The organism is Paenibacillus sp. O199 (assembly GCF_001636635.1).
GTDB classification, from domain to species: domain Bacteria; phylum Bacillota; class Bacilli; order Paenibacillales; family Paenibacillaceae; genus Paenibacillus; species Paenibacillus marchantiae.
On record NZ_LGRP01000030.1, the window covers coordinates 14,276 to 28,623 of the forward strand.

The 14,348-nt window shown below is 48.2% G+C and carries 12 protein-coding genes; 3 read left to right on the top strand and 9 right to left on the bottom strand.

The window, feature by feature from the left end:
* From A6049_RS34240 to A6049_RS26630, 3 genes are all read right to left on the bottom strand, one after another.
* Positions 1 to 507: ABC transporter permease (locus A6049_RS34240; RefSeq protein WP_240321557.1), on the bottom strand; the 507-nt coding region annotated here is incomplete at its 3' end.
* On the bottom strand, positions 500 to 1,690 hold the full coding sequence (locus tag A6049_RS26625) for an ABC transporter permease (protein ID WP_063567502.1): 1,191 nt from the start codon (positions 1,688 to 1,690) through the stop codon (positions 500 to 502). The genes A6049_RS26625 and A6049_RS34240, both read right to left, overlap by 8 nt.
* A gap of 11 nt (positions 1,691 to 1,701) precedes the next feature.
* Complete coding sequence (locus A6049_RS26630; protein ID WP_063567503.1) at positions 1,702 to 2,637, bottom strand: ABC transporter ATP-binding protein; 936 nt, start codon at positions 2,635 to 2,637, stop codon at positions 1,702 to 1,704.
* 209 nt (positions 2,638 to 2,846) lie between these two features.
* On the opposite strand from A6049_RS26630, the gene A6049_RS26635 reads away from it, so the two are divergent.
* Together A6049_RS26635 and A6049_RS26640 are read left to right on the top strand one after the other, a co-directional pair.
* Positions 2,847 to 4,121, top strand: coding sequence for a sensor histidine kinase (locus A6049_RS26635; protein WP_063567504.1), 1,275 nt, complete (start codon positions 2,847 to 2,849; stop codon positions 4,119 to 4,121).
* 19 nt (positions 4,122 to 4,140) lie between these two features.
* The gene (locus tag A6049_RS26640; protein ID WP_063567505.1) at positions 4,141 to 4,830 is read left to right on the top strand and encodes a response regulator transcription factor; all 690 of its coding nucleotides are present in this window, start codon (positions 4,141 to 4,143) and stop codon (positions 4,828 to 4,830) included.
* A 52-nt stretch (positions 4,831 to 4,882) separates the two neighbouring features.
* Here A6049_RS26640 and A6049_RS26645 read toward each other — a convergent pair whose 3' ends face one another.
* From A6049_RS26645 to ftsE, 5 genes are all read right to left on the bottom strand, one after another.
* On the bottom strand, positions 4,883 to 6,208 hold the full coding sequence (locus tag A6049_RS26645) for a PDZ domain-containing protein (protein ID WP_063567506.1): 1,326 nt from the start codon (positions 6,206 to 6,208) through the stop codon (positions 4,883 to 4,885).
* Positions 6,209 to 6,272: 64 nt separating this feature from the next.
* Positions 6,273 to 7,742, bottom strand: coding sequence for a S41 family peptidase (locus A6049_RS26650; RefSeq protein WP_063567507.1), 1,470 nt, complete (start codon positions 7,740 to 7,742; stop codon positions 6,273 to 6,275).
* Positions 7,743 to 7,876: 134 nt separating this feature from the next.
* The gene (locus tag A6049_RS26655; RefSeq protein ID WP_063567508.1) at positions 7,877 to 9,154 is read right to left on the bottom strand and encodes a murein hydrolase activator EnvC family protein; all 1,278 of its coding nucleotides are present in this window, start codon (positions 9,152 to 9,154) and stop codon (positions 7,877 to 7,879) included.
* Positions 9,155 to 9,307: 153 nt separating this feature from the next.
* Positions 9,308 to 10,225 (bottom strand): permease-like cell division protein FtsX, encoded by a 918-nt coding sequence (gene ftsX / locus A6049_RS26660; RefSeq protein WP_063567509.1) that lies wholly within the window; start codon positions 10,223 to 10,225, stop codon positions 9,308 to 9,310.
* Positions 10,215 to 10,901: a cell division ATP-binding protein FtsE gene (ftsE, locus tag A6049_RS26665; RefSeq protein WP_024631580.1), complete on the bottom strand. Its 687-nt coding sequence runs from the start codon at positions 10,899 to 10,901 to the stop codon at positions 10,215 to 10,217. The genes ftsX and ftsE overlap by 11 nt, the downstream gene beginning before the upstream one ends.
* Before the next feature lie 252 nt (positions 10,902 to 11,153).
* Between ftsE and A6049_RS26670 the strand changes: the two genes are divergently transcribed.
* Positions 11,154 to 12,587: a VanW family protein gene (locus A6049_RS26670; protein ID WP_063567510.1), complete on the top strand. Its 1,434-nt coding sequence runs from the start codon at positions 11,154 to 11,156 to the stop codon at positions 12,585 to 12,587.
* Between the two features lie 160 nt (positions 12,588 to 12,747).
* Here A6049_RS26670 and A6049_RS26675 read toward each other — a convergent pair whose 3' ends face one another.
* The gene (locus tag A6049_RS26675) at positions 12,748 to 14,307 is read right to left on the bottom strand and encodes an MDR family MFS transporter (protein ID WP_063567511.1); all 1,560 of its coding nucleotides are present in this window, start codon (positions 14,305 to 14,307) and stop codon (positions 12,748 to 12,750) included.
* Positions 14,308 to 14,348: the final 41 nt, after the last annotated feature.

The following is a 14,348-nucleotide window of genomic DNA, read 5'->3' on the forward strand; positions in this document are numbered from 1 at the left end:
TTTAAATTTTGCTTGGGCCAGAGCTGGATCAGGAGTCTCACCCGATGCCGCATCTGTTGCTGCCAATACTGCCGAAGCAGATTGATTCAATCCCGCCGCCAAACCTTCAACAGCAGCTCTAAGCGTATAAGAGCTTTCACTGACACGAAGTTCTACCAGCTGGATTTCAGGCTGTTTGTCTTGCAGTAAATTGTCCGTGTAATGCGCCGGGATGACGAGTCCCGAACTCCCCCTTTGCTGCCCGATGGCTTCATTAACTTCCCCAACGGTTTTCATGGGTTTGAGCAAATATTCCTCTTTGCGGCCAAGCTCATCCAAGATCCATCTACCTGCTTCACCCTGATCCTCGTTTACATAAGGAATGACTGCACGTGTTCCCTCCTCGCTCCCAAACAGCGCAATTGTTCCTGTGACGACAAGGCAAGGAAGAAGAAAGAATGTGATGAAACCACGTTTGCGCAATATCGTGCGCCGGATCATCAGCCAGGCAATATTCAGGCTATTCATAGCGATATCCCGCCTTTCTATAGATCAGTCCCGCTGCCGCCACCATTACCGCACATACCGAACCAAGCATCATGATGCTGTACATAATCTCACTTAAGGGAGCGTTCAGCATCATCCGCAGAAAACTTTGCAAAGCCCAGTGGTTTACCGTAAATTCGCTTATTCGCTGTACAAAACCAACGGCAATGGGTGTAAATCCACCGCTAATAAACGTCATGGCAATAATGATGCCTTGAAGAGCGGCGCTTGCGGATGCGGAATTCTTGAAAAGCAGGGCAACAATCACGCCGAGAGTCATGGAAGCCAGCGTAATCAGCACACAGATTAGAACAATTAGCCAGGGATGTGTGCCCCAGTTCACACCATATAACCAATGTGTCGCCAGTACGATGATGATGGCCTGCAAGAAAGCAATTAAGCTATTGCCTGCAATTTTCCCTGCAAAAATGACCCCATTGCCGATTGGAGCTGTTTGTAAGCGAGTTAGCGTTTTTTTATCTCTCTCACCAAACAGACTGTTGCTGGTTGTCATGCCTGAGTAAAGCATGAACATGGCGAGCATGGAAGCTGCATAATATTGTGAAGCACTATAAGAGGTACCCACTTCTCCGGGACTGCTGACGGCTATATATGAAGAGCTCGTTCTATTGGTCTGTGAATGCTCAGCCATTGCAGCTACTGCGTCAGGACCTAACACTTTCGCCGCAGCGACCTGTCTGTTCAGTTCATCCGTGAACCGCGTAAACAAAGTCTCACCCACAACATTGAGCGTGCCATCCTTCCCCAGTATCCATTGCAACCTTGCCTCTTCCCCCTTCATGATCTGCTCTTCCAGATCCGATGGGACAATTACGGCAAAATCCAGATCACCACGTCGCAGTGCACTTACAGCCTCTTCTTCCGTAGGTATGTTCTGTACCTTCATCATGTCGGCTACCGCCGGGGATGTCACAAATGTATTTAAAGCTTCGCTGATCGCTCCAGAACCGGAATTATCTCCTATTTGAATGATCCCTACTCTCACCGGATCAGGAATGGCTTCTTTTGCGGTACCCATTGTACTGGAAAGAGCAGTACCCAATATAAAGATGAGCAGCAGCGGCAGAATAAACAGATTCAGCAGAACGGAACGAATTCTCAGAATTCGTCTCAATTCAAAGATGCAAATATGCCATATGTTCATCTGACATCCTCCTAGTCCCGAAGCGTACGTCCGGTCAGATTAAGGAAGAGCGTTTCCAGATCAGGCTCTTCGACCTTGAGCGATTGAATGGAGATTTCATGTTTGCTGCAAATGAAGAGCATATCCTGTAGGTCCTGCTGTGCAGAAGGCAGCGTAATGGTCAATGTATTGTCTGATACTTCTACCGCACGCACACGGGGATGAAGTTTTAACTCCTCCACAACGTCGTGACCAATGCCCGAAGTGGTGAGCACTATTTTTTCCTCAGATGCAACCCGTTCTCTCAGTTCTGCTTCGGTGCCGCAGGCGATGATATGCCCCTGATCCATAATCGCTACCCGGTGACTGATTGCAGCAACTTCCTCCATGTAATGACTTGTATAAATAATGGTTGACCCCATCTGATTAAGCGTACGAACCGACTCCAAAATATGATTCCGTGATTGCGGGTCAATGCCCACTGTTGGTTCATCCATAATGATTAAATCCGGTCGATGCATAATGGCACACGCAATGTTCAGCCTGCGTTTCATACCGCCAGAGAAAGTGGACGGGGCATCCTTTGCTTTGTCCTGCAAACCTACAAATTCGAGGGATTCCTGCACTCTTTCTTTAAGCATTTTTCCACGGAGTCCATATAGTCGGGCAAAAAAAGTTACATTCTCTGCAGCGGTCATCGTTTCATATAGAGCCAGATCCTGTGGTACCAGTCCGATTTTGCGTTTCACTTCAAGCGGCCGTTCCTTGACCGATATGCCATCCAACCGAATTTCACCCTGATCCATATTTAAAAGACCGGCAATCATGCTAATGGTGGTACTTTTCCCTGCACCATTGGGTCCAAGCAATCCAAAAATTTCACCTTTACCGACACTCAGATTTAAATGATCCACTGACAGCTTGCTACCGTATCGTTTCACGACATGATCCACTTCAAGCATAGCCATAGATTATACACTCCTCTTCCGTCCAGCTTCCTGCGACTGGATTTTCATATCTGTATTGTAACGAATTGTGATCTTCTGCGAAGGTACGAAAGGTCATGAAACAAAGGTGACTTAAGTCATCTTCGGATGGGAAAACTGCCTATGATATAATCGACATAGATAACCGGAAGGTATACCTTCACTTCTAAAATAAAGGATGTCTCTGACATATGCCGATGCGGTTGCTGCAATACGGTTTACTCATAGTTCCTGCGGTCCTGTACATTCTGGTGCTACCCCTGGAACAAGAAGATAGCTATACTCTGTATATTATCATTGCGCTAGGACTCGCGGTGTGGAAAGACTTCTCCCGTTCAGGTATGCAGCGTTTGCTGCTTGCGGCCGAAATCCTCTTCAGCTGCTGGCTGATCGCTCTATATGGCCCATTTATGTTTTTCCTCTCCTTATCTGCGCTTTATGTGTACATGTACAGACTGGATAGGACCCAACGGTGGTTAATGCTCGCCATTCAGCTTATCGCCAGCAATACTGCGTTACATTGGTATTACGCCCCACCACAGGAGCTTCATGCATGGCTTACACTTCACACCAACACGGCCATTCCTTTTAGCTTCACCCAAGAGACAATGGCTCGGGTTGCAGGTAACTTGCTTCTGCTCATCACCGCAACACTCTCTTGGCAGGGTTCTAGAAGCGCCAGCAGCCGTGGGCAGCTTGAACAGGTATACGATGAGCTGCGCAGTAAACATTACGAGCTTCAGGAGGCACGCGAACAATTGCTGCAATTCACGAAGCAACTTGAAGGAGCGGCACAGGTTGAGGAACGTACCCGGATATCCAGACAGCTTCATGATGATATTGGTCATCGCCTAATTCGCACCAAAATGATGTCTGAGGCAGCCCTCCTCACCCTACCTATACACCCAGTACAGGGCACAGAAATGGTGAGACAGATTCGGGATCAATTGGCCGCCAGTATGGATGACATGCGAACCACGCTTCACAAATTGCGGCCTGACTCTTATATATCCGATGCCTACGCGTTAGATCGTCTGCTTGAAGACGTTGGAAGGGAAACGGGTGTTAAAACGCGTTACGAAGTGCGTGGGCATTCACATGTACTCTATCCCAGTATGCAAATCGTTTTGTATAAAAATGCAAAAGAGGCCCTGACCAATGCCCTCCGTCATGGAAATGCCACTACGATTACAGTGGAACTGGAATTTGGAGAAAGAGAAATCTGTATGTCTATCAGCAACGATGGGAAGATCCATACCCTTTCCACCAAGGAACAAACGAAAGCAAGACATGAAAGATCTCGTGCTAACCCGGGCGTAAAGATAGAGTCTACAGGACTCGGCATGGGGCTCGAAGGAATGCGCCTACGCACACAGTTGGTTGGTGGGAAACTTGAGATCAAGTCGGACTATCCCTATACGGTGATTACACGCCTACCCATGGCAAACAAAGCTGAACTGATCTGAAAAAGGAAGTGATTTGCTCATGTCTGACCTGAATGAATTAAATAACTCGAGCCATTCTGTTCACCCTCAGTCCATTCGGCTGATGCTTGCGGATGATGATTCCTTTATCCGTGAAAGTCTCAAAGTCCTGCTTGGACTCGATCCCGGTATTAACGTTACAGGTACAGCTTCAAACGGACGAGAAGCTTTGGAACTGTTGGAGTCAGGAACACCTGCCGACGTTGTACTTATGGATATTCGCATGCCAGATTGTGACGGAGTTGAAGGTACCCGAATCATTAAAACACGTTTCCCTGACGTGCGTGTACTGATGCTTACCACGTTTGACGATGATGAATATATTATCCAGGCTTTGCAAAACGGAGCCAGCGGTTATTTGCTCAAAAATGTGCCACCTGACCGGATCATTCAGGGCATCAAGACTGTACATAACGGGGATATGTTGATTCATCCCGATATTGCTCGTAAGCTCGCGAGTCTACTCCGTCCTGCTGCAGCGCCTCAGACACATGAACCCATTGACTCTTACGGGCTAACCCGTATGGAACTGGCTGTTGCAGAGGCTATATCAGAAGGGCTGTCCAATAAAGAAATTGCCGCAAAACTATTCTTGAGTGAAGGCACGGTCAAAAACTATGTTACCGATATTCTTGGCAAGCTTAGTTTACGTGATCGGACTCAAATCGCTATTTTCATGTTAAAAAAGTAGCAAAAAGGGTATTTCCCTCGCCTGATATGGCGGAGGAAATACCCTTTCTTCATTACATCTCTACAGATCTTTGCTCCCCCGCCGGGGCGGGTGGCAATGCTAGTGGAGCCTCAACATCAAGCTGATCTTTCCGACGTCGTGCGAACAACTTGAGACTTACGATATGAAATAGAGTTAGCGGACGTAAGCGGAGCGCCCAGGCTTCATGATTGTCCGGGGCCATGAGCACCCCGAGCTGATGATGCTCTCCTTCATAGATCGCCCGTTGCATGAACTTGCTCTCACCCTGATGATTGCGTACCTCTAGCTTACAAAAGGCCGGATTCATACGCAAAGCGCGATGTAATTGCTCCGGCGAATGCACCAATACGCCATTCACCTTGTACAAGGTCTCCCCAGCCTCAATCCCCAGTTCTTCCGCGGGACTATCAGGAATGACACCCAGCACCTTCAGGCCGTGCTCAGGGTGTACAAACAGCGGGCTGCGGTTTTGCTCCTCGAAGCCACTGTACCACACCAAGAACTCATGCCCAATGAAAGCAGCCAAGGCTGCAACAACCATGAGTGGAGACCACCATGCAGCCAAGAGACTGAGCACAAGTAGCCCTGTCCCATATAGCAGCAATCGTTTTGCGGAAATCTGGACTTTTTCCCCGGGGAGCATACTTTGCGTAACTTCTCCGAATCCCAGCATAATCGGTAGCGCAACCAACATGTAGCCATTTCCTCCGCTGATCAAAGCGGTCCATGGCAATTCGGCCCCGCCCGTAACTGGAACAAGAATCAGTAACGGAATCGGCCAGAAATGCTGCAACTGGTATCCTCCAACGAGCTTGCCGCGTTTACCTTCGAAGAGCAAAGGCGATGCCATGGATACCCCTTGCATACGTACCATCAGTGCTTCACCGATATGTAATACTGCTGCGAGCACAAGAAGTGCAGGCATATCCAGCGCACGTAATGCTTCAGTGACACTTCCCATCCATCCTGCCGGCTGCCAGCCCGAAGCCAGATTTAAACCAAACTGCAACACGCCAAGCAAACCTGCAGCATAAGCAAAACATAAGTATCGGATACGGAATAATGCCAGAAATAACGTAGCTGCCCATATACAGATCAGGCTGCTCAGTGTAAGATGTGCCCCAAGAAACAGCGACACGATTGAGACCATTGCACCAATCACAATACCTCCAAGTATTGCACGAATGGTCTGTGTTATCGAGCTTTGCAGACGAACGTGGAACAATTTACGTTCCTGTAAGAGTTGACGATGATAAACGAGAGCAATCAAGATTACCGCAATATAATAAAACGGCTGAATAAACAACTGCAACAATGCTTCTCCTAATGTGGTCAACCATGGCCAAGCCCATTCCATTGTGGACGGTCACCCCTCTCCTTCAGCCGGTTCAGAAAAAAAGAAGGCTGAAAATCAGCCTTCTTTATGGCTTCGACACTGCGGACGAAATATCCTTTGAGACATTTTCGATCGCGCGCTTCAGCTGTGCATCATATTGAGGATTGGCAATGCGTTCAATCAGAGCCGCTTCCAGTGATTCCGCGGTTTTCTCGTCAATCTGGCCAGTTGCCTGAATGCCTTTTTGTTTCTGGAATGCTTTGACCGCTTCTTCTGTCTTCTGGTCATAGTATCCATCTACACGATCCGGCTTAAAGTCAAGTCCTCTCAGCATCGTCTGCGCACTTTTCACATCCGTGCTATTGCTGTCATATTTCAAAGGTAATTTTTCTTTGTTGATTGGTGCCACCGAGAAGTAATCCGGCTGGTTCACCGCAATATCCGGTTTGATCCCTTTTTCGTGAATCCAGTCTCCGTTCGGAGTCAGCCATTTCGCGATGGTGATTTTCAGCAGACTGCCATCACCCATCTGCTTGTCATAACTCGTTTGTACGGTTCCTTTACCAAAGGAGTTTTCTCCAACCAGCGTTGCGCCTGCCGACTGTTGCAATGCACCAGCCAAAATTTCCGAAGCACTCGCGCTTCCTTTGTTCATCAATACCGTAATTGGGTACGATTTACCTGATCCGTTCGATTTGCTTTGTTCCTTTTTACCGTTCTTGTCTTCGACTTGAACAATAACTTTGCCTTTCGGAACAAATTGCTCTGCAATATCAATAACGACCTGCAAAACACCACCCGGGTCATTACGAACATCAATGATCAGGCCCTTCATGTTCTGCTTCTCCAGCTTCGCCAGTTCTTCTTTGAAGCGATCTCCTGTGTTCAGCGAGAATTGGGTGATCGTAATAACACCAACACCGTTATCCTCCATGTGGGCGTACACCGTCTCCAGATCAATGTCATCACGTACAATGACAAAGTCAATCAGTTCGGAAGATCCGGCACGTTTAACCTGTACCTTCGCTTCACTGCCTTTTGGACCTCTGATTTTGTTAACGGCTTTGTTCAGTTCCAAACCTTGCAGAGATTCACCATTCACGGACATGATCATGTCTTTCGCGCGAATACCCGCTTTCTCGGCAGGTGATCCTTTGATCGGTGATACCACTACGACATTCCCGTCCTGTGAGGATACCTCTGCGCCGATTCCGGTAAATGAACCTTCAATCGACTCCTCGAACTGGGCTGCTGTTTCCTGCCCCATATAGTTGGAGTACGGATCACCAAGGGATTCCATCATGCCGTTGATCGCACCATCAATCAGTTTGGTTTGATCCACGTCTTTATAGTAGTTGCTTGAGATCAAATCCATCGCGGTTTCAATCTTCTTCAAATCGTTCTTCTGCTGCGAACTGCCAGTAACGCTTGCGAGCAATCCTTCCCCAGGTGTCGTCTGTGCCAGGCCAGGAGAGCTCATCAGCACCAGCGTAAGCAGGCTGCCTCCGAGAAGGGCTACAATGACAAGCAGCAGGGCCGATCTTTTCTTCATCATCCGTTTGTCACCGCCTTTAGTATTGAAGCGTGTCAAATTCAATTGTTCCGTGAATCATTCCCTGAACATGCCAGCTTAGTATATGCCTAGCTTGTACGGAATATGTTTGTTCCATTCCAACTGTTGGCTAAAAACTACAAATAGTTAAATGGATTCACTGCTGTTCCATTATCACGTACTTCAAAATGCAAATGCGGTCCAGTGGAGTTGCCTGTACTGCCTGATTCAGCAATTATATCGCCACGGCTTACCGTGTCACCCTTGCTAACCTTAAATCCGCCTTCACGTAAATGACCGTATAGCGTCCATAATCCGCCTCCGTGGTCAACAATGACGGTGTAACCATATCCACTATACCATTCAGCCATGATGACGATCCCGCCTGAAGCGGCATGAACGGACGTTCCTTGAGCAACAGCAAAGTCTACACCTGCATGCATTTTACCTACTTCGCCCGTGATCGGGTGAATACGAGGCCCAAAACCGGAAGATACACGCGCACCTGATACTGGCATCCCAAAGATGCCGTTACCACTGGAGTATGTGCTACTACTGCTGTTGGAGCTGACCTTGGTCGGCGCCTTCGCAGCAGCCGCGGCACGTGCAGCAGCTGCTGCTTTTGCTTTGGCGGCCGCCGCCGCTTGTTGCTCACGCAATTTATTTTTCTCTTGCAGAAGGGCCGAACGCTTGCTGGCAATCTGCATCAATACATCTTCCTGTTCTTGCGTCAGCTCTTCAGACTCTTCAATTTTAGCATCATAGGAAGCGAGAAGCACTTGCTTCTCCTGTTCCTTCTCATTCAATTGGGACTTACGTTGTTTCTTCTGCGCATACAGACTCTTGGCTTCTGCATATTGCACATCGAGTTCTGCTTTTTTGTCCACGACGAGCTGCTTGTCCTTTTTGTGTTCATCCAGCAGATGCTGATCCTGATCCACAATCGTTTTCAGTGAATCGGCACGAGTCAGGAAATCAGTGAAGCTTGTGGAAGTTAACAACACATCGAGATAAGAAACGGCACCATCTGTATACATCAGCCGTACACGTGATTCAAGTAATTTCTCTCTTGCAACGATACGTTCTTCTGCAGCTTGCAGATCTTTTTTCGTTGTCCGGAGATCCTCTTCCGTATTTTCAATCTGCAAGGATACGTTTGCCAGCTCATCACTAACCACATTGATCTGCTCCATGACGACTTTCAAGTAAGCATTGGTCTTGTTCTTGTAATGCTGGGCTTCCTTTTTGTTGCTGGCAGCCTTTTGCTGCTCCTTTTTGGCCGAAGCCGCCTTGCTCTCCAGTTGCTGAATCTGCTGATCAATGTCGCTAATGCTACTCTTGGCATATCCGTCAGAAGGCTGAAGCGTCAAACTGGCCAATAACGTTAGAGCCAGCAGCGAAGCTGTTTTTTTCAAAATGTGATCCCCCATCCTATGAATTCACAAGAAAGCAACCTGCACAGGTGGTGAACAGCATGTTCTTTGCTTTCTTTACACTAAAGACTCCGTCTTTACTACATATCGTCAAACAGCGTTCATATATGAACCTGCTTTGCCATTCTTTTTCGATTAAACGTTAAGAGACTTACGGATGGACAATGTACTTCCCAAAATACCAACCAGCACACCCAGTCCGATCAACAATGTTCCAAACAGCAGCCAAATATCACCGAGTGGAATCAAATTAAGCATCTGCATGAATACATCCTGACCGATTGTGGCCATCAGGCGGCTGTAACCGAAGAACAGTACCGCTACCGTAATCGCCGAACCGATCAATCCAATCAATGCCCCTTCGACAAAGAAAGGCCAGCGAATGAACGTGTTGGTTGCTCCAACCAGTTTCATAATACCGATCTCCCGGCGCCGGGCCAGAATCGTTACGCGAATCGTATTCGAGATCAGGAACATGGACATTAATCCCAGTCCCCCAACAAAAATAAATCCGATATTCCGGACAAGCTTCGTAAATTTGAACAACACTTCCACTGTTTCCTTGCCGTAGTTCACTTTCATGATCGGCTTCTCCGGGTGTTTATCGTTCAATGCTTCGATTTTTTGCGCCACAAAAGTGACGGTTTCCGGTTCAATAACCTCTACTTCAATGGTCTCCGGCAGTGGATTGTTATCCACATCGAAACCGCTTAGCACATTGTCTGCACTTTCTCCGAGACGTTCACGGAACTCTTTGAGTCCCTCCTCTTTGGAGACAAAACGAATTTCACTGACTTCAGGCATCGCACTGATTTCCTGCTCCAGCGTGTTACGCAGGTTCTCATCCACGTTCAGCTCGAGAAACGTACTAATCTCGACCTGGCTGTCCACCTGGTTGGCCATGGAATTCACATTGAGCACCAGCAGCATGAACACGCCCAGAATGAGCAGAGACACGATAATGGACATGATGGAGGCCACGGACATCCAGCCGTTGCGGAATACGTTCTTGAATCCCTCCCGTAAATGGCGCAAGAGAGTACTAAAATTCATAACCGTATTCCCCTCTCATCTGATCCCGTACAATCTGTCCCCGTTCAATCGCAATAACCCGTTTACGCATCGTATTAACGATATCCTTGTTGTGGGTTGCCATGACAATGGTTGTCCCGCGGAAATTAATTTCATCCAGCAGTTGCATAATGCCCCATGACGTCTCCGGATCAAGGTTGCCCGTAGGCTCGTCCGCAATAATAACAGACGGATTGTTCACGATGGCACGTGCGATGGCAATACGCTGCTGTTCCCCACCCGACAACTGTGAAGGTTCACGATTCGCCTTGCTGCGCAATCCAACCAGATCAAGCACTTCCATCACTCGTTTCTTAATGTGACGCTTCGGTGCTTCAATAACTTCCATGGCAAATGCCACATTCTCAAATGCCGTCATGCGTGGCAGCAACCTGAAATCCTGGAACACAACGCCGATATTCCGGCGTACGTAAGGAATTTTGCGTGGCTTTAACTTTCCGATATTAAATCCGTTAATGGATATTTGTCCTTTGGTCGGAACTTCTTCCCTGTACATCAATTTCATAAATGTCGATTTGCCTGCGCCGGACGGACCGACGATATAGACAAATTCATTGCGGTCGATCTTCACCGACACCCCTTGTAATGCGTGGGTACCATTGGCGTAGGTCTTCCACACGTCCTGCATTTCTATCACATCATCACTTCCCGTTGCATAGTTAGCCATTATCATTTCGACACAATCTTGGCATTTCCTTTAAAAAGACCTGAATTTCATCAGGGAAAATCCATTTCGTCCCTTTTTCGATGGTGAAGCATGGATTCATATGAATTTTATTGTAACAAATTTGTTACCTATTGAGTACCCGAAAGTTTTCCATCATTGGATCATATATATGGAAAGTGTTACGAAATGCGGAACAACAGAAGTACAAAGGAGCGTACGGATATGAAAAAAATACATTTGATGGTCATTGCACTGTTCTCCATCCTATTAATCGGTTCCGCGTCCTATGGATTGCTGTATATGTACGTGAACCAACCCGCCCTACCGGAAGGGGTACGTGTTGCGGAGTGGTCGGTTGAGGGCGTGAATCGCAAGGAAGTTCTACCGGCGCTGGATGAACGATTAAAACAAATGGAAGCATGGCCGATCACCCTGGAGGTTGACGATCCTACACCAAAAACAATGATGTTCACCGCCGCCCAGACAGGCGCAAGCTACAGTGCTGATGACTTCCGGACAGCTGTGCAGCAATTGGATGAAGGCAATCTGTGGGAGCGCGCGTATGCCCGATATCATTTCATCAAGGAATGGTCTCTGAAGCTGACTTACAATTCAAAATCGTTGAAAGAGCAGCTTACCCCTGCCTGGGAAAAGGAAACCTTCGGTACACCCGCGAACGCTGTTCGCCGCATTACCGCAAGTGACAAGGTCCAGTACATCCCGGAAAAAGGCGTCCGCCGGATCGCCTGGGATGAACTCGCGAGCCAGATGCAGGCTAAGCTGCACCGGGATTTCGCTCCACTGGACCATGATGCGAAGCCCAACCCGCTGTTGATTCAGCTGCCGTTGTATACACTGCAACCGGAAGTGACTCTCGATTCGCTGCGCCAAGAGGGAATTGACCGGAAGATCATTCAGTTCTCCACTGGCCTTGGAAACAGCAGTGCAGGCCGGATACATAACGTCAGCGCAGCAGCGCAAGCCGTTAACGGCATGATTTTGCCGCCAAATGGTACTTTTGATTATGAGAAGGTCATTAGGAAGGCCGAGGAAGACTATGGTTTCCGGGAAGCCCCGGTTATCGTGAATGGACAGCTGACCCCCGGCATTGGAGGCGGCATCTGCCAGGTATCGAGCACCGTTTACAACGCAGCCCTGTTGACCGGACTGGACATTGTAGAACGCCGCAACCACTCCCTGCCCGTCAAATATTTGCCGAAGGGGCTGGATGCCACGTTCGCCTCAGGTTCCATCAATTTTCGGTTCAAAAACAATACCGGCAAGTCTCTGCTCATTCATGCCAAAGTGGAAGGTGGAAGCTTAACCGTCAAATTTTTCGGGACCTTCCCGGAGAACGTCAGTTATGCCCTGGAATCCCGTACAATTGAGACATTAAGTGCTCCCGTCAAATATGTATCGAGTAATGTGCTGCCTGACGGCGCTCAACAGGTGCTCCAAAACGGTCAACCCGGATATATTGTGGAGACGCTGCGCACCAAAAAGGTAAATGGTAAAATTGTCGAATCCAAAACCATTACACGTGACACATACAAAGCCCAGAATCGCCTGATTGCCCGCTCTGGTCATACTAACCTGCCTGATCCCAAAGAGCCATCAGTTGTAGAGGATGGCATCAGCGACACGAAGCAGCCTTAATCTTACTTTCACATGAGTGCAAATAGATACGCTCAATTGAGCAAAAGTAATAACAAATAGAAAAAGACACATCTCCTGTTCCCCATTCGGGGTCCTTCGAGAGATGTGTCTTTCGTTTGTTTTACAGATACATATTGTGTATTGATTAGACTGAAACCTTTTAATGTCCGCCTGTGTACTCTTTCTGCTCCTCACCGATAACCATCTTCTCATTACCCATAAAGAAGGCAGCAATCAACGCGAGTGCAGCCGGGATCGCAGCCCAGGCAAAGAGTTGCACGATAGATGAAGACAACGCATGCGTAATGGTATCCAGCACCTGAGGCGGAATCGCTTTTCTCAGCTCTGGCGACAGCAGCGCATGTGGATCACTCAGATCCACTCCCTGAGGCACGCCTCCTGCTGGAGCACCAGCGCCCCCTGCTTCCGCCGCTGATCCGGCGAGGGCATCATTCATTTTGCGCGTAAATACCTGGCTCTGCACGATACCAAAGATCGTAATGCCCATCGTCATCCCAAGTGAACGCAGGAAGTTAAGTGTAGAGCTTGCTGCTCCGCGTCGTTGCGGTTCAAACGCGTTCATGGCTGCATTGCTGAGTACCGAGAATGACGCCCCGACACCGAGACCAATCATCACCATGAATATACGTATCGTCCATAGAGATGAAGTTTCATCCAGTGTCGTCAGCAATCCAAGACCAACCACAAGCAAGGCCAGTGTAGGAATCATAATGTTGCGATACTTGATTTTGGTCATCAGTACCCCACCCATGGAAGCCGTCACAACGGACCCCAACATCATGGGCAATAACACGAGACCAGAGTTGGTCGCTTTGCCACCGAGTACCCCCTGGATGAAGATGGGAATGTACACGGATGCGGTAATAAACGCCGCACCACTGAACATGCCAATAACGTTACTGGACCAGTACACCCGATTGCGGAACATGCCGAAGGAGATAATGGGCTCCTTGGCTCTCGTTTCTGCAAACAGGAAGAGCAGCGCTAGCACCACGAATCCGGCAAACAAACCAAGGATCTGCCATGAGCCCCAGGCATACGTTTTGCCACCCAGTTCAAGCCCGAAGATGAGACAGACTACCGCACCAATCAGTGTGATAGCACCCAGCCAGTCAATCTGTTGGGATTGATGCTGATGAGATTCCTTGTAGAAAAATGCAATAAACACAAACGCAATCAAACCAAGCGGCAGGTTGATATAAAATACCCATTCCCATGTCGCATACTGCGTGATGTAAGCACCCAGCAGCGGACCAAATACGCTGGATAAACCAAACACAGCTCCGAACAAACCGCCCAATTTACCCCGTGATTCCGGTGCGACCACATCAAACATGATCGTAAAGGCAATCGGCACCAGAGCACCTGCACCAATACCTTGAATAGCTCTGTACATCGTCAGCTCAACGATTGATGTTGCCGTTCCACATAATGCGGATCCGAGCATAAATACCAGTATTCCGAAAACAAAAAACTTCTTCCGTCCGTACATGTCGGATAACTTACCAAATATTGGCATACCGGCCATCTCGGCCACCATGTAAGCGGAGGTCACCCATACGAACTTGTCGAGCCCACCTAGCTTCCCGACAATGTCGCCCATAGCTGTTGCCACGATGGTATTGTCCATCGAAGCCATCAGTATGCTTAGCAGTAACCCTGCCAGCACCAATCCAATATTATTTTTACGTGTAGCCATTCTACTCAATCTCTCCCATTCACATCCGATTCATATGACTG